The sequence below is a fragment of the Gimibacter soli genome, from assembly GCF_028463845.1.
GTDB classification, from domain to species: Bacteria; Pseudomonadota; Alphaproteobacteria; order Sphingomonadales; family Kordiimonadaceae; genus Gimibacter; species Gimibacter soli.
In genome coordinates this window covers 3,123,120-3,148,904 of the sequence record NZ_CP116805.1, presented here as the reverse complement: position 1 = coordinate 3,148,904, position 25,785 = coordinate 3,123,120, and the positions used below count along the sequence as shown (strand labels likewise).

Here is a 25,785-nt window from a genome sequence, read left to right as displayed (position 1 = left end):
ACGTGCATTTCGGGGGAGGAAAGCCATGTTCAGGGATCAGACTGTCTGGATCACCGGGGCGTCGTCGGGGATCGGCGAAGCCGTTGCCAAGGAAATCGCCAAGGAAGGCGGGGCGCTGGTCCTGTCGGCCCGTCGCGCGGATGAACTGGAGCGCGTGAAGGCCGCCTGCCTTGCCAATGGGGCCGCCAAGGTGCTTGCCCTGCCGCTGGATGTGACCGACGAAGCCGCTATCGAAATGGCGACCGCCGAGGCCCATGCCTTTACCGGCCGCATTGATATGCTCTTCAATAATGCCGGTATCTCGCAGCGCGCGCTGGCCATCGATACCACGATGGCGACCTACCGGAAGCTTTTCGAGGTCGATGTGTTTGGCCAGATGGCGCTGACCAAAGCCGTGTTGCCGCTGATGATCAAGGCAGGCGGCGGGCATATCGCGGTGACCGCGTCGGTCGCCGGCAAGCTCGGCGCGCCACTCCGCACCGGTTACTGCGCCGCCAAGCACGCGGTGATGGGTTTCTTCGATGCGCTGCGTGCTGAAACGGCGGACCAGAATATCCGGGTGACGACCGTGACCCCCGGCTTCATCCGCACCAATATCTCGAACGTGGCCCTGAAGGGCGACGGCACCGAGTTCGGCAAGATGGACAATAATATCGCCGGCGGCATGGATGTGGACGCGGCGGCCCGCGTTATCGTCAGGGGCTTCCACAAGGGCACGCCCGAAATTGCCGTGGGGCAGGGCATGGAGATGAATGCCCTGTGGCTGAAGCGCCTGTTCCCACGCCTTGCCTTCAAAATGGCTGCCAAGATGAAAGCGCGGGCGAGCTGAAGCCCGCCCGGCAATCGCTTATAGGGAAGCTTCCACCGTCGCCGGGTCCATGAAGCGTTCCTTCAGGCCAGTGCCCCTGATGCGCGTCATGGGCTCGAATGCCACGCTCGGTTTGCCCTGCCCGATATCGAAGAAGCGGACAGCCGCAATGGCGGATGGTGTGGGCACTAACTTTTCCCGGAGCGAGCGGTGCGCTGCCGGCCGGTCGCTTACCGAGCAGCCCATGATATAGGTCGCGCGGTCCTGCCGGTCGGTGAGTGGCAGGTATAGCGTGGAGACGGTGGCTTCGCCGCCGCCCATGGCTTCGACTTTCTCTTCGACCCACGCGCCGGCGGGCTGCGAAAGGATGGCGTCGCAGAAGCGGGCGATATTCTCGCGCATGTCGCTGTCGGCAATATCGAAGGCGTTAAACCCGGCCATCCCTTCCGACCAGTGTGCGTCGAAGGGGGTTTCCACGATCCCGACCTGGATGTCATAGCGGTCACGCCGCTGCATCAGGGCAACACGCGGCAGGGCGCGTGCAAGATCGCGGGGGTTAAGTGCACGGCGGCAGGGCAACAAGGCGCCCGCTTTACGGGGCAGGGCCCGCCAGATGCCGATGATCTCGTCGAGTGCAGAAGGCAGTGCCATGGTGCTCTCCTCAACCATCTGTCCCATCGTGGGACAAGGAAAGCATGACGCGCCTTTGTTACTGCATCAAGACTTTGAAAAAATTGTCACTTTTCCTGCGCTGCAGCATTTTTTTCAAAGGTTTGAATTTCTTCGGTGAATCGTTTGGCGAGGTCATTTGGCATCGGGAATGTCAAATGATACTGAACGATCTTCCAGCCCGAATCGCCCCGAATCAGTGCGCCGGTCCCGCGGCTGACGCCATAGGCATCGTTCCACAGAAGTTCATCAAACCAGGCGGCATTGCCATCGGCGGAAAGATCAATGTGCCGTTCCGTCATCGTGTATTTCCAGCCCTTCGTCTGGGCCGCGTAAGACTTGAAAGTAGGCATGTCCCAGCGCTCGGTCTTGTCGGTGCCAAGGAAGGTGGCGTCGTCGGCATAAAGGCCGAAATATTCCGGCCAGTCGGCATTGGCGGCGGCTGCATGCAGGTGATTGAGCATGGCATTGATGAGCGCCTTGTCCTTGGCAGAGTCGTTCGCGTTTGTTACCGGTGCGGCCATCAGCACGAGGGTGAAGCAGGCAAGGATAAAGGCGCGCATCAGGCAATCTCCGTTTCAGGGAAGCCCGGCAGCGCGGGCAGGGTCACTTGGCGTCGCGGCCAAGCTGGCGGGTAGCAGGCGGACGGGCATCGCCATTGGCGCGGGCGACCTGCACATCTTCATCGAAATGCTCAAGACCGGGCCATTTGCCGGCGGCAAGCGCATCAAGGCTTGCGGTCGTCTGGCCCATTTTCATCCGGTACATCCAGAGGTTCGCCATCACCTTCTCGATATAATCGCGGGTCTGGTGGAAGGTCAGCGATTCAACGAACAGCAGCGGATCGTTCTGGAAGCGTACCTCGCCGACCCAGCGCTTCAGCGTGCCGGGGCCGCCGTTATAGGCCGCCAGCAGCTTCAGAAGGTCACCGCCGACCACGTCGTTATCATGCAGATATTCGACATAATATTGGCCAACCGCGATATTGAACTCGGGCTCATACAGGCGGTGCTGATTGCGCTTGAAAAGCGTCTTGTCGCGGGTCAGGTAGCTGGCGGTCGCCGGCATCACCTGCATCAGGCCGCGCGCACCGGCATAGCTTTGCGCCTGGATGCGGAAGTCGCTTTCCTGTCGGACCATCGCATAGATCAGTGCCCGGTCGATCCGGAAGCCGTCCACGGGCTCCCAGTCAGGCAGCGGGAACCGCGCCCCTGTCGGCACTTTCACCTTGCCGCCGCCCGCGCGGCTGAGGCGCATCTGCAGGTTCGGCAGGTTGATCTGGGCGGTGAGCGCCAGCAGGTCGTCCTGCACAGCGGTACCCTGACGGCCCCACAGAAGGCGCAGTTCCTCGTCCGCCATGTCGTCGCGGCCAAGCTCGCGCAGCGCAAGCGCGCGGTGGGTGGACGGGAAGCGGCTCAGGTTTTCAAGCCCGCTCGGGGTCAGGGGCGGCAGGGACCAGTCGAACTTCGGCTGGATGCCAAGCTGGCGTGCCGCCAGCAGCCCGTAGAAGGTTTCGGGATATTCAAGCGCTGCGCTCCTGAGGAATTCCTCGGCCTTGTCGTCACGCCCGGTGCGATAGGCCGCGCGCGCCGCCCAGAAACGGCCACCGGCAGCAAGCCAGCTGGAAAGCCGCTTCGACGAGCCCTTCATTTCGGCGAAATGCTTGTAGGCGCTTTCATAATCGCCAAGGCGCCAGCTGGCGAGGCCGGCCGTCCAGTCGGCGGTCGGTTCGTTCTTGCGGTCGGTCTTGGCGGCAAGCCCGGCCGTGAATTTGGCGCGTTTGTCGTTGCCTTGATAATAATAGCTGGCGGCGATCCGCTCCAGCAGGGCGGCGCGTTCGTGGCCCGCCATGATCTTCTTGTCGTCGGTAACCCAGAAAAGCTTCTCGGCGCGTTCCGGCTGGCCGGATTTCACATAGGTGCGCACCTGCGATTTCAGGAGGGCGACCTCGCGGCTCGATGCCTTGGACCGCTTCGGTACAGGCAGGCCCTTGTTGCCGGTGTGGCCGGTTACGTTCGGATATTGCGGATCGACCGGCAGGCGTGGCGGCTTGGCCTTGCCTTGCCGCCGCTTGGCGAGCTTGTAGATAAGCCATGCGTTCGGATGATCGGGATACATCTCAAGCCAGCCGGAAAGATCGGCATAGGTAGATCGGTATCCGGTCGGGTGCATCAGCTTGCCGTAAAGCACATGCCCCATCAGGGACTTGTCTTTCAGCTTGGCGACTTCGGCGTCCATCGCCTTCCAGTTGGCGGCATTGACGAGCGCGAAGATACGTTCATACCGCGCGCGGTCTTCATCCGACAGGGCCTTCGGGACCGCTACAGTGATCGGCATGCTGGCTGCGGGCGCCGTGCTCGCGGCAGCGACGGCCACGGGGGCTGGCGCGTCCGCACCCAGTGCCGGCTGCACAAGGGCGGCGGCGAGGGTCAGGCCGAGACAGCTATTCCGCCATTTGCCGATACGCCACGTCTTCAAAGTGTCAGCCTTTCCCGAATGGTCAGAAGATCGCGCCACGCCTGGCCTTTCTGGGCGGGCTGGCGCAAAAGGAAGGCCGGATGGTATGTGGGCATGGCAGGCAGCGTCAAGCCCCCGGCGGTGATGTCGCGCATCTTCCCGCGCAGGCGGGTAATGCCATCGTCGCTGCCAAAAAGTGCGCCTGTCGGGACTTTGCCAACAAGGAGAAGGGCTTGCGGTTTTGCAAGCTCGATATGCCGCATCAGGAAGGGCAGGCACATGGCGATCACCGCCGGGTCCGGCGTGCGGTTGCCCAAGGGGCGCCACGGTACAACATTCGATATATAGACGTTCGATTGGCGCGAAAGTCCGGCGGCGGCCAGCATGCGATCCAGAAACTGGCCGGAGGCACCCACGAAGGGGCGGCCTTCACGGTCCTCGTCCGCACCCGGCGCTTCGCCGACGACCATCAGTGGCGCGCCCGGCACGCCATCGGCAAAGACGGTGCATTTGGCGCCGCGCTTCAAGGTGCCGCCATCGAAAGCCTCGATAGCGGCGCGAAGTTCCTCAAGATTGTTGCAGCTGGCGGCAACGCGGACGGCTTCAGCCGGGCCCGCGCCGATCACGCTTTGCACAGGGCGCGCCTCGATCACACGCGGGCCAGCCACGGGCACAGTCGGGGCGACGATATCGGCCACGGTGCGCGGGGCGCCGTCGGCAGCGGCCGGGCGCGGTGCAGCAGGCATGCGGATTTCGGGGGCAGAAGGGGCTGTGAAGCGGTCTACAGGATCGAAACCGATAGCTTCATCCGCGCCCATTTCCACATGCCAGGCAAGCAGGAAGGCGGGGTCCATATCGGACGTGATCTCGTTGCCCCGGTTCATCATCGAGTTGGGCGGTCCCTGTCGTTCACTGTTACAAATCGCAGGACCTGCCCCCACGGCGTTGTCCACGGCAATCACTATATAGCGGCCCTGTCCAGCCACGCACCGCTTTTTTCGAGACCCGCCCGTTCACATAAACACAGATTTCGCTGCAACCGTTTGACCTTGCTGCCGGGGCGGGGCATAAACACTGAAAATCAAAGGGACAGGGCCGGACACAAACGCGCCGGAATGGGTCAACAGAGGCAGGCTTGCCGAGATTTTTTATTGCCGTTCGGCGCGCCGCCGTTAGTCATTCAGGGGAGTAAAACATGGAACGCGAATCCATGGAATTTGATGTTGTGATCGTAGGAGGCGGCCCGTCCGGCCTGTCTGCGGCGATCCGGCTGATGCAGCTTGCAAACGAGAAGGGTCAGGAACTGACCGTCTGCGTGCTCGAAAAGGGCTCGGAGATTGGCGCGCATATCCTTTCCGGCGCCGTGGTGGACCCCATCGCGCTTAACGAACTGATCCCTGACTGGAAAGACAAGGGCGCACCGCTCAACACACCTGTCACCGACAACCATCACTGGATTCTGTCAGAAACCGGCCATATTGATTTCCCGCACTTCTTGCTGCCGCCCCTGATGTCCAACAAGGGCATGTACACACTGTCGCTGGGCAATTTCACCCGCTGGCTGGGCGAGCAGGCCGAGGCGCTGGGCGTTGAGGTTTACCCCGGCTTCGCCGCCGCCGAAGTGCTGTTCCATGAGGATGGCCGCGTGAAAGGCGTGGCGACCGGCGACATGGGCGTGGGCCGCGATGGCACCCACAAGGATGGCTACGAGCCGGGCATGGAACTGCATGCCAAATATACGCTGTTCGCTGAAGGCTGCCGGGGCTCGCTCTCCAAGCAGCTCGAGAAGCATTTCAACCTGCGTGAGGGTGTCGAGCACCAGACATACGGCATCGGCATCAAGGAACTGTGGGATATCGACCCCGCCAAGCACAAGGCAGGCACCGTGATTCACACGCAGGGCTGGCCGCTTTCGGATGTGGCCGGCGGTGGCTTCATCTATCATCAGGAAAACAATCAGGTCGCCATCGGCTTTGTCGTGACGCTTGATTACGCGAACCCTTATCTTTCGCCGTTCGACGAGATGCAGCGCTTCAAGACGCACCCCGCCGTGAAAGCGATCTTAGAGGGTGGTCGCCGCGTGGCATACGGCGCACGGGCGATCAATGAGGGCGGCTTGCAATCGATCCCGAAACTGCATTTCCCGGGCGGTGCGCTTATCGGCTGTGCGGCCGGTTTCGTGAACGTGCCGCGCATCAAGGGCACCCACAATGCCATGAAGTCGGCCATGCTGGCGGCTGAAGCGGCCTTCGACGCCCTCGTTGAAGGCTCGGAAGGCGAGAAGGAGCTGACCTCCTACGCTGATGCCTTCAAGACAAGCTGGATTTACAGGGACCTGCACAAGGTTCGGAACGCGCGTCCGTCGCTCACCAAATTCGGTGTCACGCTCGGCACGCTCTATTCCGGTTTCGACATGTGGCTCAACAGCCTCGGCCTCGGCGCGCTGATCCCCTGGACCTTCCGTCACGGCCACAAGGATAACGAGGCCACGAAGAAGGCGAAGGATTGCAAGCCGATCGACTATCCGAAGCCGGATGGCGTCTATAGCTTCGACAAGCTGACCAGCGTCTTCCTGTCGAACACCAACCACGAAGAAGACCAGCCCTGCCACCTGACGCTGAAGGACCCGACCGTCCCCGTGAAGATCAACTGGGCAGATTATGCGGGCCCCGAGCAGCGCTTCTGCCCGGCTGGCGTTTATGAATTCGTGGACGGTGAAGGAGGCGGCAAACGCCTCCAGATCAACGCCCAGAACTGCGTGCACTGCAAGACCTGCGACATCAAGGACACGACCCAGAATATCAACTGGGTGGTGCCGGAAGGCGGCGGTGGTCCCAATTACCCGAACATGTAAGAGGACCGGCGGGCCCGCCGGGACAATGATGAAGGCAGTTTTCGTTCCGATGGCCGGGCGCGCATCCGTGCTCGCGATCTCCCTCCTTGTTGCCGCCTGCGCGGGCGGCAGCAGGCCGGAGCTCGCGCCGGCGCCAGCCACCCCGCCGCTCTATAGCGAATTCACGGTCGAGGACGACATGGGCGCCACCGACAGCGGCTTCGGGCCGTTCCTGTCGGCGACGCTCGCGCAGGAGAATTCCGAGAATGCGGCGGCGGCAGCCTTCTATCTGGAGGCACTGGCGCTTGACCCTTCAAGCGCCTTTGTCGCCGAGCGTGCCTTCTATCAGCTGTTGTTTTCGGGCCGGCTGGATGACGCGGCAGCCCTTGCAGCCGAACTGCCGCCTGAACAGGATGACAATATCGTCTTCATGATGCGGGTGGTTGGCGCCTATCGCGGTGCAGATTGGGCGCGGCTCAGGACGCTGCTGACCGAAGGCGAAGACGATGGCTTCGATCTGGTGCTAAACCCCGTCCTCAAGGCCTGGTCCTATGCTGCCGAGAAGGATCTGGTGCAGGCAGAAGCAACCCTCGCGCCCCTTTTGGCAGACGAGCGCATCAAGCCGATCGCCGAAGAACATCTGGCCTATATCCTTGATTATCTGGGCGAGGAAGCCCGCGCAGAGGAAGTCTACAAGCGCCTGACGACCGAAGAACGCCCGGTTTCGATGCAGCCCATTGTGGCCTATGCCCAGCAGCAGATTGCGCTTGGCAACCGCGATGCGGCTCGCCTGATCCTGACGGATGCAACGCAGCGGTTCCGTGGCAACGGTTACCTGATGCGCGAAGCCATGCGCCTCAGCCACCTTGGGGCGCCGAGCCAGACTGCGGCGACCCCCCTTGGTGGTGCCAGCTTGCTACTGTTCCGGCTGGGGTCCGAGTTTGCACAGGCGCGCACCGCGCAGGCAGCGGTCGTCTATCTGCGGCTCGCCAGTTACCTGACGCCCGACGTGGCGGACATCTATCTGCTGCTTGGGGCGCTTTTTGAGCAAGTGAACCGCCCGCAGGATGCGGCGCAGGCTTTTGCGACCGTGCCGCGCGGCGACCCGCTGTGGCGTGCAGCCCAGGCGCGGCGGATTGCTGCCCTGAAGGCCGCTGGCGAGACCGACAATGCTGAGGCTATCCTCAAGGACATGCTGGTGGAAGCACCGGCAGACCGGGGGTACCTTACCTCGCTTGGTGATCTGAAGCGTGAAGCATCCGCCTTCGAGGAAGCCATCGTCTATTACGGTCAGGTGATTGACACGATCACGGCGCCGGTGCCTGCCGACTGGTTCGTCTTTTTCGCGCGCGGCATCTGTTACGAGCAGCTTGGCCGCTGGCTGGAGGCAGAAACCGACCTGATGCTGGCCCACAAGCTGAACCCCGACGAGCCCAATGTGCTGAATTACCTCGGCTACAGCTGGATCGACCGCGGCCAGAATATCGACGAGGCCAAGGCAATGATCGCCAAGGCCATGGCGGCACGCCCGGAGGATGGTTTCATCAGGGACAGCATGGGTTGGGTCTATTATCTGACCGGCGATTATGCGCAGGCGGTTCTGACCCTCGAAGAAGCCGTCGGGATGGAGCCGACCGACGCGACGATCAACGATCATCTGGGCGATGCCTACTGGCGTGCCGGGCGGCTGGCCGAGGCGCGCTTCCAGTGGCGTCATGCGCTCGATGCAAAGCCGAATGACGAATTGAAGGCCAAGCTTCTGGAAAAGCTTGAAAAGGGCTTGCCGCCGCTCGCCAAGCCGGACGCCGGGACGCCCTGACATGGCCCCGGCCCTGATGGTGACGGCGCCAGCCAAGGTCAATCTGTTTCTGGAAATCACCGGGCGCCGCGCCGATGGCTATCATCTGCTCGACAGTCTTTTCGTCTTCACGGCGCACGGCGACACGCTGACCTTCGCGCCAGCCGATGACCTGGCACTCACCATTGATGGCCCGTTCGCGGGCGCGCTTGACGGGGCGGCTGATGACAACCTCGTCCTGCGTGCGGCCCGATTGCTGGCAGCAGAAACAGGGGTTGCCGCGAAGGCGGCGATCCGCCTCACCAAAAACCTGCCGGTGGCCGCCGGGATCGGCGGCGGCTCGGCTGACGCTGCAGCTGCCCTGAGGGGCCTGAATGACCTCTGGGGCGCGGGGCTTGATGATGCCGCCCTTGCTCGCCTTGGTATCCAGCTCGGTGCCGATGTACCGGCTTGCCTCGCCGGGCGGCCTATCCTTGTCGAGGGCGTGGGGGAGGGCTTTATGCCGGTGGTTTATGAGGGGCCGAAGGGTATCCTCCTCGCCAATCCGGGCTTGCCGCTTGAAACGCCGCCAGTTTTCAGGGCCTACAGGGAGGCAAGCAAGGCCTTTGATGCCGGATTGCCACCGGCTGCAGCCTATGACCTTGAAGCCGTGAAGGCGCGCCGGAACAGTCTCGCCGGGCCCGCCATCAACGTGCTGCCGGCAATCGCGGATGTGCTGAAGACGCTTGAAACGCTTCATGGTGTGCGCCTTGCGCGCATGTCCGGCTCCGGCGCCACCTGTTTTGCGCTGTTCGATAGCGAAGCGGAGGCTGGGGCTGCTGCCCGCAGCCTTATCGCCCGTCACCCGGATTGGTGGCTGATGGCGGATAGGATAGGCGCTTAGACGTCGTAATAGTCCTTGTACCAGGCGACGAATTTCTTGAGGCCGACGCTCAGGGGCGTGGTCGGTTTGAAGCCGAGGTCACCTGAAATCGCCGAGATTTCGGCATAGGTTTCCTTCACGTCGCCCGGCTGCATGGGCGCGAATTCCTTTACGGCCTCGCGCCCGAGCTCGGCTTCGAGGATCGAGATCATGTCCATCAGCCGCTCGGGCTCGTTATTGCCGATATTGTAAACCCGGTGCGGGGCCTTGCCGCCGCCGAACAGCGGCTTGCTGTCGCTGGCGGCTGGCGGGTGATCCAGCACGCGCAGGATGCCGTCCACGATATCGTCGATATAGGTGAAATCCCGGCCCATATCGCCGTTGTTGAAGATGCGGATTTTCTCACCCTTCAGGATCGCCTCGGTGAAGAGCCAGTAGGCCATGTCCGGGCGCCCCCATGGCCCGTAAACAGTGAAGAAGCGGAGGCCGGTTTGCGGGATGCCATAGAGGTGGCTGTAGGACTGGCTGAGGATCTCGTTGGAGCGTTTGGTGGCGGCATATAGCGAGACCGGCGTTTCCACGGCGTCATTTTCCGAGAAAGGCAGCTTGGTGTTGCCGCCATAAACGCTGGAAGAACTGGCATAAACCAGATGCTCGATGCCATCCGTGTGCCGGGCGAGCTCGAGGATATTCATGTGCCCGACAAGGTTCGAGCGCACATAGGCGTCCGGATTGTCGATCGAATAGCGGACCCCCGCCTGTGCGCCCAGATGCACGATGGACTTGAACTTGTGTTCGCCAAGGGCGCGAACAAGCCCGCCATCGGTGCCAAGGTCCAGCGGGATGAAATGGAAATCGCCCTTGTCATGGAGCCGCGCGAGGCGGGCGCGTTTCAGGTCGGGGTCGTAATAGCTGTTCATATTGTCGAGGCCGACGATTCGTTCACCGCGCGCCAGAAGTTCCGCCGCCACGTGCGAGCCGATGAAGCCGGCCGCGCCGGTGATGAGTATCGTCATGGATAAGCCTCCGTTTTCTCCCCCACTTTAACCATGCGGGGCAAGCAGGCAAGCGCTTCGGGCAGGGGAAACGCGCGAGGGGCGATACCCGCCCAAAATTTGTTGAAAAGGGGCTTTACAGCGCCGGGTACTTCTAATAAAACCGCGCCACACCGCTGGTGGGGCGTCGCCAAGTGGTAAGGCAGCGGTTTTTGGTACCGCCATTCGCAGGTTCGAATCCTGCCGCCCCAGCCACCACCTTCCCCTGAAAATTCAAAATCGCCCGAAGCTGCAACCTGTGGCCTTGATCGCCTTTTGCTCGTGTGTTCACCGCGACGGTGTTTCAAGGAGCGGAAAGTCAGCCAGCGGCACAGCCAAAAGCTTGGCCAGAATGGCGGGATCGATACCGGCCGGAGCGGCCAGATAGTCGTCTGAACTGTCGAGTGGTGTGATGAAAACGGCGCGCGCCGGATCTTCGCCAAGCGCATCGAAATTGCTTCGCGCGGTGCTTTTATAGGCGATGATGAAATCCACGCGCTGGCGCAGCAGCATCTGCTCGAGTGCTGTCGGCACAGCCGCCGGGACTTCCATGATCCGTTCTTCGGAGACGCCAAGCTTGCGTACCACATCACAGTGCGCGGTCGCTTTCTGGCAGCCGATCAGCGTATTGCCCTTCAGAATTTCCGGCAGCTTCAGCCGGGCTTCCGGGGTGGTGTCGAGCGCGATCAGGTGGAGGGCGTCGCCGTCAAATACCTGCATGATCCAGTGGAAGCGTTCTTCCCGTTCCGGTGTGCGCAGCAACTGGTAGATCAGCGCTTTCGGGTTCTTTTCGATAAGCCGCATGGCGCGCGACCACGGCAGGTATCGCAGCCGGTATCTGAGCCCGGTGCGGTCCATGAAGCGTTTCAGCTTGTCGACCGCTGCAACGGCGTAACGGTCCCGGTCCTTGCGTATGAGGACTTCTGTCCCGCGGTCCAGATAGATATCGACGACCGGCAGCTTATCCTCGGCAGTTGCCGGCAAAGCATAGAGCCAGAGGCTGGCCATCAGGCAGGAAACAATACGCAGCGGTATCCGCATTGCCTGTTTCCTCACTCCTGCGCCGGGCGGCAGGCGATAAGCCCGGCCACGGGCATCACATAGGACCAGCCGGAGGCATCGGCGAAGGTCAGGCGGCCCTCGCGGATGACGGCGCCGCCGCTGAGGTTACCATTCATTTCGGGCACATAGCTGACGCTGACGGTGACCCCACCTGCCTCGTAGCGCATTTCAGGGAAGAAGCGCCCGGCAGCCGTGCCGGAGGCTGACACACGGGTGAGCTGCGCAGGTCTGCCGTCGATCTGCATCCGGGCGTCAGTGCTGGTGGTGTCGGAGACGAACACAAGGCGGCGTCCGACTTCCCGTGCGAAAAGATAAAGCCCGCATGTGCCATCCGCCAGTTCCTGCGGGGGCAGGGTGCCGATACGCCCGGCGGGGCCTTCTTCGGATGGGGCTGCAGGTGCGGCTGGCGCTTGCGCAGCAGGCGGTGTGTTAGTGGTGCCGGTGCAGGCCGAAAGCATGAGGCCGGCGCCTGCTACAACAGCCGTAAACAAACGCATCGTCAATCCCCCTGCCAGCGGCCTTTGATCTCGAGCTTAAAGCTATTCCCGGCCTGAACAAAGCCCATATAGGGGAGAACCCGGCGGATGTCAGCCTCTGTCGTGGCAAGGTCCGCCGTGAGGTGGTAGCCGCCGACGGGGGCAATCCATGCGGCTAACCCGAGATTGGTGCCGCGGGCAGCGCCCTGCAGGCGGAGGACAAGCTGGCCATCCTCGCACGCCGCTGTGCCGCGCAGCGGGGGCAGCAGGCCAGCATTGCCTGCAAGATCAGCAACAAGGCGGACATTGCCCGAGGCCTCGACGCAGCGGTCGCCTTCGATGCGGGCGTTGAAACCGGCCAGCTCAAGGGCACCATCCAGCGGCAAGGGAAGTTGCAGCCCGGCAAGGGCAACGCGGAGCGACGCATCCTGCGCCACGATCCCGTCGCCCGCAGAAACATGGCCCGTGCCATTCAGGAAGCTGCCCCGCACCCGGATGTCACCGCCGATGGCACCGGTCAGCAAGGCGCTTATCGAGGGCTCGATATCGACAGTGCCAACCGGCACGCCTTTGTAACGCACACCCGTAACGCTGCCGCCCTGCCACACCGTGCCGCTTGCCCCGTTATAATGGAGACCATCCTGCCCTGAAGCAGGCAGGAAAAGGGAAAGGGGCAGGCAGGCAACAAGGCCGATGGCGAAAGCTGCGAGGCCGGTGGCGAGGAGTGTCCGCTGGTTCAATACCCCGCCCCTGTCAGCAGCAATTGCACAGTGAGGCCGCCACCATCGGCAGCGCGGGAGATGACGGCGCGGGCCGTACCGATGCCGTAGGTCTTTTCGATTTCGGCAAGCCAGGCATAGAGAAGCGTCGGTGTGACACCTTCAACCCAGACATTGATCCCGCCCGCCGCTTCGGGCTGTAGGCGGCTGATCGGCACACCGCGGGCGAGCGCACTTTCGGAAATGCTGGCGCGCAAATCGCCGGTTGCCACCTTGGGCTGGGTGGTGCCAAGGGTTGCAGCCTCGGCAATCGCGCTTTCAACGAAGGCGGCATCGCGACGGGCGGCATCCAGCGTGTCGATCCCTTCAGCACGCCATGCAAGGAGCGGGGCGGCGATGGCATACCAGAGGATCAGCAACGTGACGATGATGCCAAGGCCGCCAAGCATCAGATGTTCGCGCGGCGACAGGCCGTTCCACCAGCCGGTGACGGGCTTGAGGGCTGCAGTCATGGCCGTTCTCCGATCGTGATTTCGCTGATGATGCGGCCACCTTCCTGCCGGGAAGCGCCTTCGGTGAAGGTGGCGCCGCGCTCGGCCACTGCCGCTTTCAGGCGTTCGATATCGCCGAAGCTCGCAGCACTGATGGCCGCTGAAAGGCGCCCTTCGCTCCGGTCAAAGCGCAGGCCGTTCACCATCACGCCGTCCACCGTTTCAGCAGCCGCGAACAGCCGGGCGGAAAGCGCGAGGAACGGGTCAGCGCCAGTGCCACGCAAGGCTTTGAGCCGCGATTGCAGGTGCGGCAGGCCGCGCACATCGGGGAAGGCATCGCGCAGTGCCGCTTGTGTTGCCGCGTCAGTCTCGTCCGCTAGACTGCGGGCCTTGAAGCCTTCGGCCAGCACCACGGCGCCCGCGAGAACGAGAAGCGCCAAGGCCAGCACCGCAGCGCGTTGCCACACCAGCCAGATTTCACCCCACGCACGGCGCGGCGCGAAGGCACCCTGCCGGAAATCGGGGCCGCTATAACGGGCGATCCCTTCCGCAAGGCGGGAGGCAAGGCCGTCCAGCCGGACGGGCATCAGGGCTTCGGCTGGAAGGTCGGGGTCCAGCAGCGACAAAAGGCCGAGGTCCGCGGCATAGCCTTCGGTCGGCTCCGGCGCCACGCGGATGGCGCGTTCCCCGTCCGCCAGTGCGTAAGGCGTGATGGTGGCGGGCAGGGCGATGAAATCGGCGGTGATCAGGTCCGGCGTCAGGTCGCGGGCTTCAAGGGCCGCCAAGCGCGCCGCGAGCGGGGCTGCTTCCGTCCAGTAAACCGAACGCTCGCCGGCGCCGCCCGTATCCAGCACAAAATGCAGGCTGCGGGCACTGTCACCCAGTTCATCGCCCAGAAGATAAGGGAGGGCCGCGCGGGCCTGCGCGTCGGTTTTGGCAGGAAGGTCGATCCGGCGGCCCCGCACGGCTTCACCCGCCAGCACCAGCACGACACGCTCGTCACCCTTGCCGGGCAGACTGGCGCTATCACCGGTGCCGGAGGCAATCAGGCGACCATCTGCCCCGACCCGCGCCCAGCGCCACGCGCCGGGGTCGGTGGGGTCCGCGATCAGGATCAGGACTGGGTCGGTCATTCTTCGTCTCCGAACCGGCGGCTGACAAGGCGAACATCGTCCTTGCCCGTCGCATCAAAAAGGGCGGTCAGCGTGATGCGGGCATCTGCATGGCTGACGGCAGCAACAAGCATGAAAAAGCGGGAACGCACACTGGTGCGCGCCTTGATCTCGTCCCCGACCGTCAGGCTCCGGAAGGGAGGTAGTCGCCAGAATTCTTCCGGCGCGCCATAGCCAGCCGCCGGGCGCGAGGCGATGGCATCCATGATGCGGCCAAGATCGGGGTCAGTGGGGAACAGGGCGGCGACCACGGGGGCGGCAGCGGGCATCAGCGTATTCACATTGAGGGGCGCGGGGTCGGTCACCGGCAGCGCGCACAGATAGGGGCGCAGCAGGCTATAGACGGCGGGCGTGACCCCCTTCACGGCGCGAAATTCGCTGACATCCGCCATCAGCGTGTTGCCGGCGCGGTGGGGCACACTGGCGGCCATATAGTCATAATCCTCCGCCCCGCGCGGATTGGGGCGGGTATCGCCGTCGATCCAGTCGGCGGCAGCGGCGGCAATCGCTTCGGCTTCGGCCGGGTTGAGGCCGAGGAGCGCCATCAGTCGGGCAAACTCGGCCTGCGCGGCCGGGTTCGATTGCCGGATCGACCCTTCGCCGGAGACGAGGCTATTGAGATTGAAACAATTGCCGCCATCCGAAATCTGGCCGTCGATACGGCCTGCTTCGGTCATGAAATGGGCTGGCCGCGCCCAGGGCGCGTCAAGCGTGGTGCGGTTGTTGTTCAGCGCGAAAGACTGGCGCAGCACGGCTTTTGCCAAGGTCTCGGCAGACAAGGCCGCTTCCCGCGCGGCAGAGCCTGTCTCGATGAGATGTTGGCGGGCGATGAGCGCTGAAACGCGACCCGACAGGCCGACGGCGATGACCGACATCAAGGCCACCATCAGAAGAACAGTGATCAGCACAGCACCGCGGTCGTTTGCCATGGGGGCTTCGGGTTTCATCGCCGCACCTCGCCGCTGACGAGGAAAAGCTGCCGCAAAGAGCCATCCTTGGCGGCATCGGTGACAAGTGCGACGGCAATCGGCAAGCCGCCGGCCGTCAGGTCACCGGCCTTCCAGTTGCCGACCCAGCCCCCGGCGCCGAGTATTTCGAACCTTGCGGCTTCAAGTCCGGTCAGCAGCACGCGGTCGCTCACCGGTGTTTCCGGCGTGGCATCGACGCGGGCACGGGTGCGGCGGACAAGGGCGCCATTTTCGAACCGGTATTCGACATAAAGAAGGCTGGTGCGGTCCTCTGCCATGCCCGGATTGGCGCGGCCCCGGCGCACTAGCGACAGGAGCGGTGCGTCCGCCTCCACGCTGCCAGCAGAGAGGGAAACGGGTGTCGCGCCGCCGAACTTGTCGCGGGCCGGGCGTGCGACGGCAGAAAGAAGATCATCCTTCAATATGGCGCGGGCGAGCGTCAGTTCGGCCTGGGCGTTGGTGGCGTCACCGACCGCGTCACGGGTGCGCAAGCTTTGCCCGATCAGTGTTGTGGTGCCGGCCGCCAGAATGGCAAAGACAGCAAGGGCGACGAGCGTTTCGATGAGCGTGAAACCGGCGTCTGAAGGCTGGCGTGTCACCGCGATACCTCCCGAAGGCCCGACGCGTTGGCGATTACCTGTTCGCTGCCCGCCTCGCGCACCGAAACCTCAACCTGCATCACGCCGAAGCCTTCAAGGGGACGGACCCGTTCGGCCCAATCGTAGCGACGACCGCCGAGATCGACCGTGCCGGTGCGCTGCCCGGCGGTGGCGGGCTCGGGCGCACTCAACACTTCAACCAGCCGGTTGTCGGCCACGATATCGGCGCCAAGGCGGGCATCAAGTGCCACGGCATGGCGCACGCTTTCCCGCGTTGCGGACAGGAGCGCGAGGGCCGCGATCGAAAAGACGGCAAGCCCGACAAGCACTTCGATAAGGGTGAAACCTGATTCCACGTTGCTCCGTTCGGTCTGAGGAGCGGCATGGCCGCGTCTCGAAGACCGGGCAAGCGGCGTGTCCTTCGAGACGCCCCTTACGGGGCTCCTCAGGACGAACGGATTCCAGGAATGGCGGCTCACGGCTTCTCTCCCGTCAGGCGCATCTGCCCCTGTTCGTCGCCCGTGAGGAGTACCGTGTCACCGTCTCGTTCGATACGGAGGCGGAATGATCTGGCATCGCCCGCCGGCGTGAACCAGAGGTCCGGCAGGCGAGGGGTGCCGTCTTCGCCCTTTTCCGCCGGGATGCCTTCAAGGGCGAGGCCTGCCCCTTCGGCGATCCAGCGTGGACCAGCCTCGACCCAGCGGCCGTCGCGGCGATAGAGCGGTGTCAGGCCGTCATGGTCGACCTCCACGCCCATGATCTCGCCGCCGATCACCGCGCGGGCGGCGATATCGGCAAGGCGGTCGCGGGTGGCCTCTGCGGTCGCTTCAGGGCTCGGGTTCAGGCGTGGCAGGGTGAGGACAACAGCCGCCGAGGCAAGCGCCATCAGAGCGACGGTGACCATCACCTCAACGAGCGTGAAGCCCGCGTCACTGGATGCCCGCCTGCCACCCATCAGGGATCATCCCTTCCAGTTGCCGATGTCGGCCGCAAGGTCGGCCCCGCCCATGCGACCATCGGCGCCGAGCGAGAAGATATCGACCGACCCATGCTCGCCGGGGGTGGCATACTGGTAGGCATTGCCCCACGGGTCGTCCGGCAGGCGCTTGATATAGCCGCCGGGGCGGTAGCGTTCGGGGCGCGAGAGGCCGGCGGGCGGGGTGACAAGCGCTTCAAGACCCTGATCCGTGGTCGGATAAGTCAGGTTATCAAGCTTGTACATCTCCAGCGCCTGCTCGAGGATCAGGATATCGGCGCGGGCCTTTTCGACCATTGCCTTGTCCTGACTTGGCAGCACGTTGATGACAACGACCGTGGCCAGAAGCCCGATGATGACGATCACCACCATCACTTCAACAAGGGTGAAACCCTCGTCCTTTGCAGCCTGTTTTCTCAGTTTCTTCAGCAGCGTTTTCAGCATCTTTCGGTTCCTTGTCGCTCAGCCGAAGGCGAGCGTGTTGAGCTGCAGGATGGGCAGAAGGATCGAGAGCACGATCAGCGTGACGATCCCGCCCATGACAATGATGATGGCGGGCTCCAGAAGCCCGAGGACGGTGGAGGTGAAGCGCTCAAACTCGGCTTCCAGATAGTCCGCCGCCTTGGCGAGGAGGGTGTGGAGCGCGCCCGAGTTTTCGCCCGCAGCCGCCATGTGGGTGACGATGGCCGGGAGTACGGCTTCACTCCTGAGGGCAGCCGAAAGGCTGGCGCCATTGGTGATGCGGTCGCGCATGGCGCCCACCGCCTGCCGGATCACACCGTTGCCGATAACAGCTTCTGCCGCTTTCATGCCATCCAACACCGGCACGCCGGAGGCGATAAGGGTGGCAAGCGTGCGGGCAAGGCGGGCGGCGGCGAGCGAGCGGATCAGCTTGCCAACCAGCGGCAGGCGCAACAGGAAGGCATCGACCTTCAGCCGGAAGGCGGAGCTTTTAAGGGCACGGGCGAAAGCGGCGGCGGCGATTACGGCAGCCACCAGCAGGAAGGGGCCAACTTCCCGCATGAAAGCGGAAAGCGCGATCATGACGCGCGTGAGGGCCGGGAGGGTGGCGCCCATGTGGCTGAACTGATCGACCACCTTGGGCACCACGAAACTCATCAGCATGGTGACGACCAGAAAGGCAGTGACAGCAAGGCAGATGGGATAGACGAGTGCGGCTGTCACCTTGCCGCGCATCGCCTGCGCCTTTTCCAGATGATCGGCGAGCCGTTCCATCACGGGGCCGAGGCTGCCGGAGCCTTCCCCGGCGGCCACAAGCGCCACATAGAGCCGGTCGAACCCTGCGTTCGTGGTGGCGAGGGCGGCTGAAAGCTTGCGGCCTTCGCTCACGCCCGTGCGGGCATCCAGAAGCACGCGCTTGACGAGCGGCTTCTCGGCCTGTTCGGCCACGGTCTTCAGCGCTTCCTCAACCGGGGTGGCGGCACCGATCAGCGTCGAAAGCTGGCGGGTGACAAGGGTGATATCCCGGTGCGACAGGCGGCCCGAGCGCAAACCGAAGCTTTTCGCCTCGCCACCGGTTTTGGCGGCGGGCTCGATCTTGACGGGCAACAGGGCGCGGTCCTTCAGCGCCTTCGCGGCCCCCCGCGCGCTATCGGCGGAAAGGACCCCGCGCTTGACGCGGCCATCTGTATCCAGGGCTTCGAAATCGAAGGCAGGCATCAGGCATCCCCATGCGCGCGCACCACGCGCATCACTTCTTCGATGGTCGTCATGCCCTTGCGCACCAGTTTGGCGCCCGCTTCCGAAAGGGTATCGCGGCCCTTGAAGGCATGGGCGGCAATCTCGGCCTCGGTGGCGTCGTCATGGATCAGCTTCTGGATCGTCTCATCAATCGTGATCAGCTCGTAAAGCCCGATCCGGCCCTGATAGCCCGTGTTGTTGCAGGCGCTGCAGCCGCAGGCCTTGTAGAGCGTCAGGTCTTTCTTCTTGGGTTTGCCAACGGCGGCGCGCTCGGCCTTGTCGGCGTCATAGGGGGCCTTGCAATGGTCGCACAGGCGTCTCACCAGCCGCTGGGCGAGGATCGCCTTGACGCTGGTCGCCAGCAGGAAGGGCTCGACCCCCATATCGCGCAGCCGCGTGATGGCGCCGGCGGCACTGTTGGTGTGAACGGTTGATAGCACGAGGTGACCGGTGAGGCTCGCCTGCACCGCAATCTCGGCGGTTTCCATGTCGCGAATTTCGCCGACCATCACCACGTCAGGGTCTTGCCTGAGGATGGCGCGCAGGCCTGCCGCGAAAGTCATGCCGACCTTGGCATTCACCTGCGTCTGCCCGATGCCTTCAAGCGCATATTCGACGGGGTCTTCCACGGTCAGGATATTGCGGCTGGTGTCGTTGAGGAGCGAAAGCCCGGCATAAAGCGTGGTTGTCTTGCCCGAGCCCGTGGGGCCAGTGACAAGGAGGATGCCGTTCGGTTCGGCAAGGGCCGTCTTGAAGCCATCCAGCGTTTCGTCTTCCATGCCCAGTGCCTCGATGTCGAAGCGCGCGGCGGAACGATCCAGCAGGCGCAGCACCACCCGTTCGCCGTGCCGCGAGGGAAGGGTGGAGACCCGCACGTCAATCACCCGGCCGCCGAGGGTCAACGAGATGCGCCCGTCCTGCGGCACCCGTTTCTCGGCGATATCAAGCCGCGCCATGACCTTGAGGCGCGAGGTGAAGCTTGGCGTCAGCCGGGCTGGCAGTTCCATGATTTCAGCGAGTACGCCGTCGATCCTGAAACGGATCGAAAGGCGGCTTTCATAGGGCTCGATATGGATGTCGGAGGCATGGCGCTTGGCCGCTTCGGCGATCATGCTGTTGATCAGCCGGATGAGTGGAGCGTCGTCTTCGCTGTCCAGCAGGTCGGCCACGTCCGGGCGGTCGTCGATAAGGCCATCAAGGCCTGGCGCCTGCTCGCTGCCGAGCTCGTCAGCAAGCGCCGCGCGGGCCATGGTGTCGGCACCATAGAGGTCCGAAAGCCAGCGGTCGAACGCGGTGTCATCGAGCGGTTCCACCTGAAAGGCGCGACCAAGCACCCGGCGGGCCTCGAGAAGGGCTGTGGGGGCTGCCCGCCCGCGCATGCCAAGCCGCATGCCGCCGGTGCCATCATCCGGCAGGCGCACCAGCCCATGCGCCTTCGCGAAGGCGTAGCTGAGGCTTGTGGCGGCCATGTCGGTCATCAGTTCTGCACCCCGCTGCCGATCACATCCTGCATCATGGCATCCAGCGAGGATTCGCCCGTTTTGCTGCGGCTCACCTGCTGGTCGCGCATCAGGCCGTATTTGCGGCTGGTGACGGCGGCAAGGTCGCTGGCGCTGCGCACGATGGTCGGGCGCAGGAAGACCATCAGGTTGGTTTTCTGCTTGCGCTTGCCTTCGCTGCGGAAGGCGCGGCCAAGGACAGGGATATCGCCAAGGAGCGGCACTTTCTCGACCGAGACCCGCTCGTTTTCCTCGATCAGGCCGCCCAGCACGATGATCTCGCCGTTGCGCACCGAGACGGTCGTCTTGATCTCGCGCTTGTTGGTGACAAGCTCGGTCGAGTTGGCGGCGACAGGGCCTGATACGCTCGAGACTTCCTGCTCCAGATTGAGGCGGATTTCATCGCCTTCATTGATCTGGGGGGTGACGGCCAGCTTCACGCCCACTTCCTTGCGGTCGATGGTGCGGAAGGGGTTGGTGTTGGCGCTGCCGAGGGCTTCACCCGTGGTGATCGGGATTTCCTGGCCCACAAGGATCGAGGCTTCGGCATTGTCCATCGTCATCACCGAGGGGGTAGAGAGGATGTTGGAGCCCGTATCCGAGGCCACAGCATTCAGGATCACCCCGAAAAGCGTGCCGTCTTTCGTCTGGCCGGCGATGCCGCCCGCGAAGCCGTTCATGCCGAGGAAGCTGTCAACGGCGGCGGTGCCAAGGGCCTTGATACCGTCCGAGAACGGGCCGTCTTCGTCGTCGCCATATTTTTTGTCGAGGACGAGGGCGCCAGTGGCGGCCAGCACGTTCGGGGCGGTGTTCGAATAGTTGGTGGCCGTGAAGGGGATCCACGATCCTTCACCGCCCGCGAGAATATACTGGAGGCCCAGTTCCTTCGCGGCGTTATCCGAGATTTCCACGATGATGGCTTCCACCAGCACCTGCGCACGCGGGATATCAAGCTGCCGGACAACGCCTTCAAGCGTCTGCTGCATCTCGGGGCTCGCATTGATGACAAGGGCGTTCGTCGCCTTGTGGAAGCTGACGGTGGCGCGCCGCGTGCCGGGCGTTGCTTCGCCTTGTGCCGACGCCAGCGACTGGCTGACTTCGGACAGGATCGGCACCAGCGCCTCGCCGTCCGCGTGGCTCAGATAAACCACCTTCAGGTCACCCTGTGCCTCGTTGCGGTTATCAAGGTCACCAACCAGCGACTTCATGCGCGAGACGACCTCGGCAGGCCCCTTGAGGATCACGCTGTTGGAGGAGGTGACCGGCACGGCGGCAAAAGCGCTGTCCGGGGCCTCGCCGTTCGCACCACCGCGCAGGGTGGCCAGGATATTGACGATCTCGGCCGCCGACGAATGCTTCAGGGGGATGAGTTCGACCACGCTTTTGTCGGCGTCGATCCCGGCGATCAGCTTGGCCACGCGGTCCATGTTCGCGGCATAGTCCACGACAACAAGGAAGTTCTGCGTGCGGTGGCCGATCACCCGGCCTTGCGGGTTCACCACCGGCTTGACGGTATTGAGGGCGCTGATCGTGTCGATATGGCTGAGGCGGAAAATCTGGGTGACCATCTGGTCGCCGGTGCCTTTGCCAACCGGCTGCGCGTCGAAGGCGGCGCCTTCTTCGGGCACGATCTTCCAGGCGCCGTTGGCGGTGGCAAAGGCCGTGAAGCCGTTGGCCTTGAGGGCGGAGAGGAACACGTCGAACACTTCACCTTGCGGCACCGGGGTGCGCGAGATGACGGTAACCTTGCCCTTCACGCGCGGGTCCACGATGAAGGTGCGGCCGGTGATCATGGCGATATCGTCGATCAGGGCACGCACATCCGCATCCCTGAAATTCAACAGATGATCTTCCGCCGCCATCAGGGGCGGGGTCGCCAGCATCAGGGCAGCGAGAAGGGCAGGGCGTGCGAACCGGTGAAGGCGTGTGATCATGCCGGATTGCTTTCTGAACTGAGGGTCAGGGGAATGCGCTTGCCGGCGCGTTCGATTTCAAGGCGGACGCTGCCTGTGCGGTCAATCTCCGAAAGGGCATCCGTGAGGTCTTCGGCACTGCCGAGCGTTTCGCCGTTCAGGCTGGCGAGGACATCGCCGGGCTCGAGGCCATAGGATTTAAGGGCAGCTGCACCTGCCGGGCTTCCGTCGGTATCGATCTGCCAGCCGGTGATGCGCTGGCCCTCGCGGCGGGGCACAAGCCGCACCTGCCTGAGCACCGACTTCAGGTCGTTCGCGGCAATTGCCGGGCCAACTGCGGTAGCAACCTTGGCGGGCGTGTTGCCGCCGAGGATCGGGCCGCTGCCGTCATCCAGCGACAGCGTTTCGATCACACCGGCGCGGCTGAGGCTGACCCGGTTGTCATAAACCCGGTCGAGTCGTACGCCGGAGAGGATTTCGTCACCGGGACGGTATACGCTCTGGTCCTTGCCGCCGGTCTGGATGATGGCGCTGGAATGCGCCGGGTCATCCGAAAGCCGAACCCCGAAAAGCTTGAGATCGAGGCTCGTCTCGGGGGCGGCTTCCGCGCTTTCAGTCACCGGGGCCGCGAGGCTGCGGTTGAAGGGATCGAAGCGGGTAAGGATGCCGAGATCGAGCTTTTCTGCGGGCTTCCGGGTGAAGCTTGCGGCTGATTGCAGGTCCGCAGCAGGGGCAGGCAGGCGACTCGCCGGGGCGACCATGAGCCAGACAAAATGGGCGGCCACGAGGCCGAGCATGACGACAAGGCCAAGCTCCACCAGCCGGCGGAAAAGGCTGGCCGGGGCCGGTTGCCGAAGGGCTGCTGCAGGCGCTGCCGTCTGGTCTGTCATGAATGATAGATCCGGTTGGTATGTCTCATGTCGGCGCCAACCTGACCGGTCCCTGTTTCAAATTCATGACAGTCCCGGTGGAAATGTCATTTTTCCGAAACAAATTTGCCATCAAAGCGGCTACCAGGCTGGCGGTGTCCCATAAAGAAACCCCCCGAAGATTGCTTCGGGGGGCCAGTTCTTCCGATCGTGCTTGGACGCGCGATAGTGATCAGAACGAGTATTTGAAGCCGAGCGAGAAGGCGCGACCGAGGTCATACTGTTCGAAGATACCCTCGCCTTGCGTGCGGCGGTAATCGTCGTTCAGCAGGTTTTCTGCCTTGAAGCTGACTTCGAGCGGGCCGCCGAACACATCGACATTCCGCTTGTAAACGAAGTTCAGGAGGATCGGCGGGTTCTCGTAAACGTCCGGTGCCCCGAAGAGGCCCGTACCGTCGATCCGCTTGCCCTGATAGTTGAGGACGAGCGAGACGCGCTCGCCGGTCTCGAACTCTTCCCAGCCGATCGAAGCGTTGCCGAGCCACTTGGACGTGCCCTGCAGCGGACGCACCAGCGTCGTTGCCTGGGTGTCCTGACCGGTCAGGTCCACTTCCGAATCGATGTAGGAGATGTTGCCGTTGAAGAAGAATTCGCGGTCACCCACGAAGTCCCAGCCGAAAGCCTCGCGAACCGGCAGGTTGATCTGCAGTTCGGCTTCCGCGCCCTTCAGCTTGGCACCGGCGGCATTCTGCAGGCTCTTCAGCGGGCCCTCGCCGAGGATGGTGTAGCTTTCCTCGATGGGGTTGGTGAAGTCCTTGTAGAAGACACCGACCGACGCGAAGTCGGCAGCACCGAAGTACCATTCGATCCGGGCATCATAGTTGTCGATGTCGGCCGTCAGGAGATCGGGGTTGCCGCGAACGTTCTCGCCACGCTCGTTGACGAAGGTAGCGCGCGACAACTCGCGGAGCGTCGGGCGGTTCACCGTCTGCGAGTAGGCAAGACGCAGCTGCAGGTTCTCGGCAAATTCCCAGGTCAGGGTCGCGGCGGGGAGGAAATCCTCTTCCGAGCGGCTGACCGGGTCAGGCTCGCCGGTGACGCGGATGAAGGTCAGAAGATCCTGTTCCGACTTTTCATAGCGGCCACCGACAGCGATCCGAAGCACGTCGGAAAGCTGGGCGTCGATCCCGGCATAAAGCGAGGTGATCTTCTGGTTGCCGGTGAATTCGTCCGACGGGTCGGTATATTCGGCGAGCGTAATGCCAGCCGGATCAAGGTTGACCGGACCGAAGACGATTTCAGGAACAAGCTTGCGAAGCTCGATATTGGCACCCGCCGGGAAGACGAAGCCATAACGCAGCATCGAGGACGTATAGTCCTGATCCGACATATGGGCACCGAGCTTGAAATCGACCGGCGTATCGCCGAGCGTGACGGGCTGGAGGATATCGACGCCGCCCGACCAGGTTTCGCTCTTCAGGGCGCCGTAGGACGTGCGGTTGCCGTCGGTACGGGGCGACAGGAGATCGGCCTGTTCGTTCTCGTCGAAATCGTAGGTGAATTCGCGCCAGAAGGGCAGGTCACGGGTCGACCGGGTATAGTTGGCGAGCCAGTTGACCTGGGTTTCCTGGAACGTGTCGCTATCGTGCGAGAAATGATGCTCGCCCGATACCTGGTTCCACCAGACTTCACGCTCTTCCCACCAGGTTTCGCTGTTGGTGCGGATCGAGCCCGGATCGGAAGCGAACGAACCCTTCTCGATCGAAGCGCGCTTCGTGGACTTGCGCAGGATCACCGAAGTAGCCTTCAGGGCGTGATCGGGGCCGAGCTCGGCACCAACGGTCAGGATACCATTGAGGCTGATATTCTGGTTGGTGACGCGGCGACCGCAATCGGTGGCATCGCCGCTTTCATACTTGGCGCAGGCTTCGGCATTCACTTCGTCGCGGGGCACGAGGCCGGCGTTCGAGGTGGCGTAGGTATTGCGCTCGCCGAACTCGTTGTCCCACTCGTTCTCATAGTTGCCCGAGATGAGGAAACCGTAGGCGTTGTCACCGGATTCGAAGCGGTCGCCGTAGGTGAAATCGACCTTGGCGGCGGGCAGGTTGTCCTCCGCATCGATTGACCATTTGTTCGGCAGGGCTTCGGCTGCTGCGTTACGCTCTTCGGCGGTCATGCCTTCAAGCGTCGGGTTGGCAGCAAGGGCTGCCGGCAGATCGCGCATCTTGCCGCCAAAACCGAAGAATTCAGAGTTCGGACCATCGTAGCTGAGGCCGCCCTTGAAGGTGCTTTCGGTATTGAACTTGGTGCCGATGCCGATCTCAAGGATCTGCTCGTCCGGCACGGCTTTGGTGCGCATGTCGACGACACCGCCGCCGAAGTCGAGCGGATATTCAGGCGAGAAGGTTTTCTGCACGAGGACGGAGCCGACCATGGCGGTCGGGAAGATGTCGAGGGGCACGTCGCGGCGCAGTGGCGACAGCGGCGGCAGGGTCGAGCCGTCGAGCTGGGCGAGCGAGTAGCGTTCGCCAAGACCGCGGACATAGACATATTTGCCGCCGACAACCGAGAGACCGGTGACCCGGGTCAGGGCTACGGCCACGTCGCTGTCACCCGTGCGGGCGAAGGCTTCCGCGTCAAGGATGTTGGAGATTTCCGAGGTCGCACGCTTTTCGTCAGGGATATACTGGCCCTGTACGACGACTTCCTCGATACCGCTGTCCTGCGTTTCCTGCGCAATCGCTGCAGTGGGCAGGGCGAGCACGGTGGAAGCAAGCAGGGCTCCCTTAAGGCTCATGTCGAATGATTTCATCTTTTGCACCATTCAGGTTCGATTAGGTATGGCGATGGCGCTGCCGGGGATTGCGGACAATTTCCGC

General features: G+C 63.3%; 24 protein-coding genes and 1 tRNA gene. 5 read left to right on the top strand and 20 right to left on the bottom strand.

What is annotated here, in order from left to right:
* Positions 1–25 precede the first annotated feature (25 nt).
* Positions 26–829, top strand: a complete 804-nt coding sequence (locus tag PH603_RS14535; RefSeq protein ID WP_289503332.1) for an SDR family oxidoreductase — start codon at positions 26–28, stop codon at positions 827–829.
* A gap of 18 nt (positions 830–847) precedes the next feature.
* Here the strand turns inward: PH603_RS14535 and PH603_RS14530 are convergent, their stop codons facing one another.
* The 4 genes from PH603_RS14530 to PH603_RS14515 form a co-directional block, all read right to left on the bottom strand.
* Complete coding sequence (locus PH603_RS14530; protein ID WP_289503330.1) at positions 848–1,459, bottom strand: PAS domain-containing protein; 612 nt, start codon at positions 1,457–1,459, stop codon at positions 848–850.
* A gap of 86 nt (positions 1,460–1,545) precedes the next feature.
* Positions 1,546–2,040 carry a nuclear transport factor 2 family protein gene (locus tag PH603_RS14525; protein WP_289503328.1) on the bottom strand — a complete coding sequence of 165 codons (495 nt, stop codon included), beginning with the start codon at positions 2,038–2,040 and terminating at the stop codon, positions 1,546–1,548.
* A gap of 43 nt (positions 2,041–2,083) precedes the next feature.
* Entirely contained in the window at positions 2,084–3,955 is a 1,872-nt protein-coding gene (locus PH603_RS14520) for a lytic transglycosylase domain-containing protein (protein ID WP_289503326.1), read from the bottom strand.
* On the bottom strand, positions 3,952–4,821 hold the full coding sequence (locus tag PH603_RS14515) for a uracil-DNA glycosylase (protein ID WP_289503324.1): 870 nt from the start codon (positions 4,819–4,821) through the stop codon (positions 3,952–3,954). The genes PH603_RS14520 and PH603_RS14515 overlap by 4 nt, the downstream gene beginning before the upstream one ends.
* A gap of 308 nt (positions 4,822–5,129) precedes the next feature.
* On the opposite strand from PH603_RS14515, the gene PH603_RS14510 reads away from it, so the two are divergent.
* Genes PH603_RS14510 through PH603_RS14500 form a run of 3 tightly spaced genes read left to right on the top strand, consistent with a single transcriptional unit; the run spans position 5,130 to position 9,448 of the window.
* Positions 5,130–6,788, top strand: coding sequence for an electron transfer flavoprotein-ubiquinone oxidoreductase (locus PH603_RS14510; protein ID WP_289503322.1), 1,659 nt, complete (start codon positions 5,130–5,132; stop codon positions 6,786–6,788).
* 25 nt (positions 6,789–6,813) lie between these two features.
* Complete coding sequence (locus PH603_RS14505) at positions 6,814–8,586, top strand: tetratricopeptide repeat protein (protein ID WP_289503320.1); 1,773 nt, start codon at positions 6,814–6,816, stop codon at positions 8,584–8,586.
* Between the two features lies 1 nt (position 8,587).
* Positions 8,588–9,448, top strand: coding sequence for a 4-(cytidine 5'-diphospho)-2-C-methyl-D-erythritol kinase (locus PH603_RS14500; RefSeq protein WP_289503318.1), 861 nt, complete (start codon positions 8,588–8,590; stop codon positions 9,446–9,448).
* Here the strand turns inward: PH603_RS14500 and PH603_RS14495 are convergent.
* Entirely contained in the window at positions 9,445–10,443 is a 999-nt protein-coding gene (locus PH603_RS14495; RefSeq protein ID WP_289503316.1) for an NAD-dependent epimerase/dehydratase family protein, read from the bottom strand. The two genes, PH603_RS14500 and PH603_RS14495, sit on opposite strands and share 4 nt — an antisense overlap.
* A 159-nt stretch (positions 10,444–10,602) precedes the next feature.
* Between PH603_RS14495 and PH603_RS14490 the strand changes: the two genes are divergently transcribed.
* Positions 10,603–10,677, top strand: a tRNA-Gln gene (locus PH603_RS14490).
* Between the two features lie 72 nt (positions 10,678–10,749).
* Here PH603_RS14490 and PH603_RS14485 read toward each other — a convergent pair.
* From PH603_RS14485 to PH603_RS14415, 15 genes are all read right to left on the bottom strand, one after another.
* A complete protein-coding gene (locus tag PH603_RS14485; protein ID WP_289503314.1) occupies positions 10,750–11,502 on the bottom strand; it encodes a type 2 periplasmic-binding domain-containing protein in 753 nt (250 codons plus the stop codon).
* Positions 11,503–11,513: 11 nt separating this feature from the next.
* Positions 11,514–12,020 carry a hypothetical protein gene (locus tag PH603_RS14480; protein ID WP_289503312.1) on the bottom strand — a complete coding sequence of 169 codons (507 nt, stop codon included), beginning with the start codon at positions 12,018–12,020 and terminating at the stop codon, positions 11,514–11,516.
* Positions 12,021–12,022: 2 nt separating this feature from the next.
* Entirely contained in the window at positions 12,023–12,739 is a 717-nt protein-coding gene (gspN, locus tag PH603_RS14475) for a type II secretion system protein N (RefSeq protein WP_289503310.1), read from the bottom strand.
* Positions 12,736–13,230, bottom strand: coding sequence for a type II secretion system protein M (locus PH603_RS14470; RefSeq protein ID WP_289503308.1), 495 nt, complete (start codon positions 13,228–13,230; stop codon positions 12,736–12,738). Before PH603_RS14470 ends, gspN begins: the two co-directional genes overlap by 4 nt.
* A complete protein-coding gene (gene gspL / locus PH603_RS14465) occupies positions 13,227–14,342 on the bottom strand; it encodes a type II secretion system protein GspL (RefSeq protein WP_289503306.1) in 1,116 nt (371 codons plus the stop codon). Before gspL ends, PH603_RS14470 begins: the two co-directional genes overlap by 4 nt.
* Positions 14,339–15,328 (bottom strand): type II secretion system minor pseudopilin GspK, encoded by a 990-nt coding sequence (gene gspK / locus PH603_RS14460; RefSeq protein WP_289503305.1) that lies wholly within the window; start codon positions 15,326–15,328, stop codon positions 14,339–14,341. Before gspK ends, gspL begins: the two co-directional genes overlap by 4 nt.
* Complete coding sequence (gspJ, locus tag PH603_RS14455) at positions 15,325–15,948, bottom strand: type II secretion system minor pseudopilin GspJ (protein ID WP_289503303.1); 624 nt, start codon at positions 15,946–15,948, stop codon at positions 15,325–15,327. The genes gspK and gspJ overlap by 4 nt, the downstream gene beginning before the upstream one ends.
* Positions 15,945–16,427, bottom strand: coding sequence for a type II secretion system minor pseudopilin GspI (gene gspI / locus PH603_RS14450; protein WP_289503301.1), 483 nt, complete (start codon positions 16,425–16,427; stop codon positions 15,945–15,947). Before gspI ends, gspJ begins: the two co-directional genes overlap by 4 nt.
* Entirely contained in the window at positions 16,424–16,903 is a 480-nt protein-coding gene (locus PH603_RS14445) for a prepilin-type N-terminal cleavage/methylation domain-containing protein (RefSeq protein ID WP_289503299.1), read from the bottom strand. The genes gspI and PH603_RS14445 overlap by 4 nt, the downstream gene beginning before the upstream one ends.
* Before the next feature lie 6 nt (positions 16,904–16,909).
* A complete protein-coding gene (gene gspG, locus PH603_RS14440) occupies positions 16,910–17,368 on the bottom strand; it encodes a type II secretion system major pseudopilin GspG (protein ID WP_289503297.1) in 459 nt (152 codons plus the stop codon).
* Between the two features lie 18 nt (positions 17,369–17,386).
* Positions 17,387–18,604, bottom strand: coding sequence for a type II secretion system inner membrane protein GspF (gene gspF / locus PH603_RS14435; protein WP_289503295.1), 1,218 nt, complete (start codon positions 18,602–18,604; stop codon positions 17,387–17,389).
* Positions 18,604–20,103 (bottom strand): type II secretion system ATPase GspE, encoded by a 1,500-nt coding sequence (gspE, locus tag PH603_RS14430; RefSeq protein ID WP_289503292.1) that lies wholly within the window; start codon positions 20,101–20,103, stop codon positions 18,604–18,606. The genes gspF and gspE overlap by 1 nt, the downstream gene beginning before the upstream one ends.
* Complete coding sequence (gene gspD / locus PH603_RS14425; RefSeq protein WP_289503290.1) at positions 20,103–22,058, bottom strand: type II secretion system secretin GspD; 1,956 nt, start codon at positions 22,056–22,058, stop codon at positions 20,103–20,105. Before gspD ends, gspE begins: the two co-directional genes overlap by 1 nt.
* The gene (locus tag PH603_RS14420) at positions 22,055–22,927 is read right to left on the bottom strand and encodes a type II secretion system protein N (protein WP_289503289.1); all 873 of its coding nucleotides are present in this window, start codon (positions 22,925–22,927) and stop codon (positions 22,055–22,057) included. Before PH603_RS14420 ends, gspD begins: the two co-directional genes overlap by 4 nt.
* A 211-nt stretch (positions 22,928–23,138) precedes the next feature.
* On the bottom strand, positions 23,139–25,703 hold the full coding sequence (locus tag PH603_RS14415; protein ID WP_289503288.1) for a TonB-dependent receptor domain-containing protein: 2,565 nt from the start codon (positions 25,701–25,703) through the stop codon (positions 23,139–23,141).
* Positions 25,704–25,785: the final 82 nt, after the last annotated feature.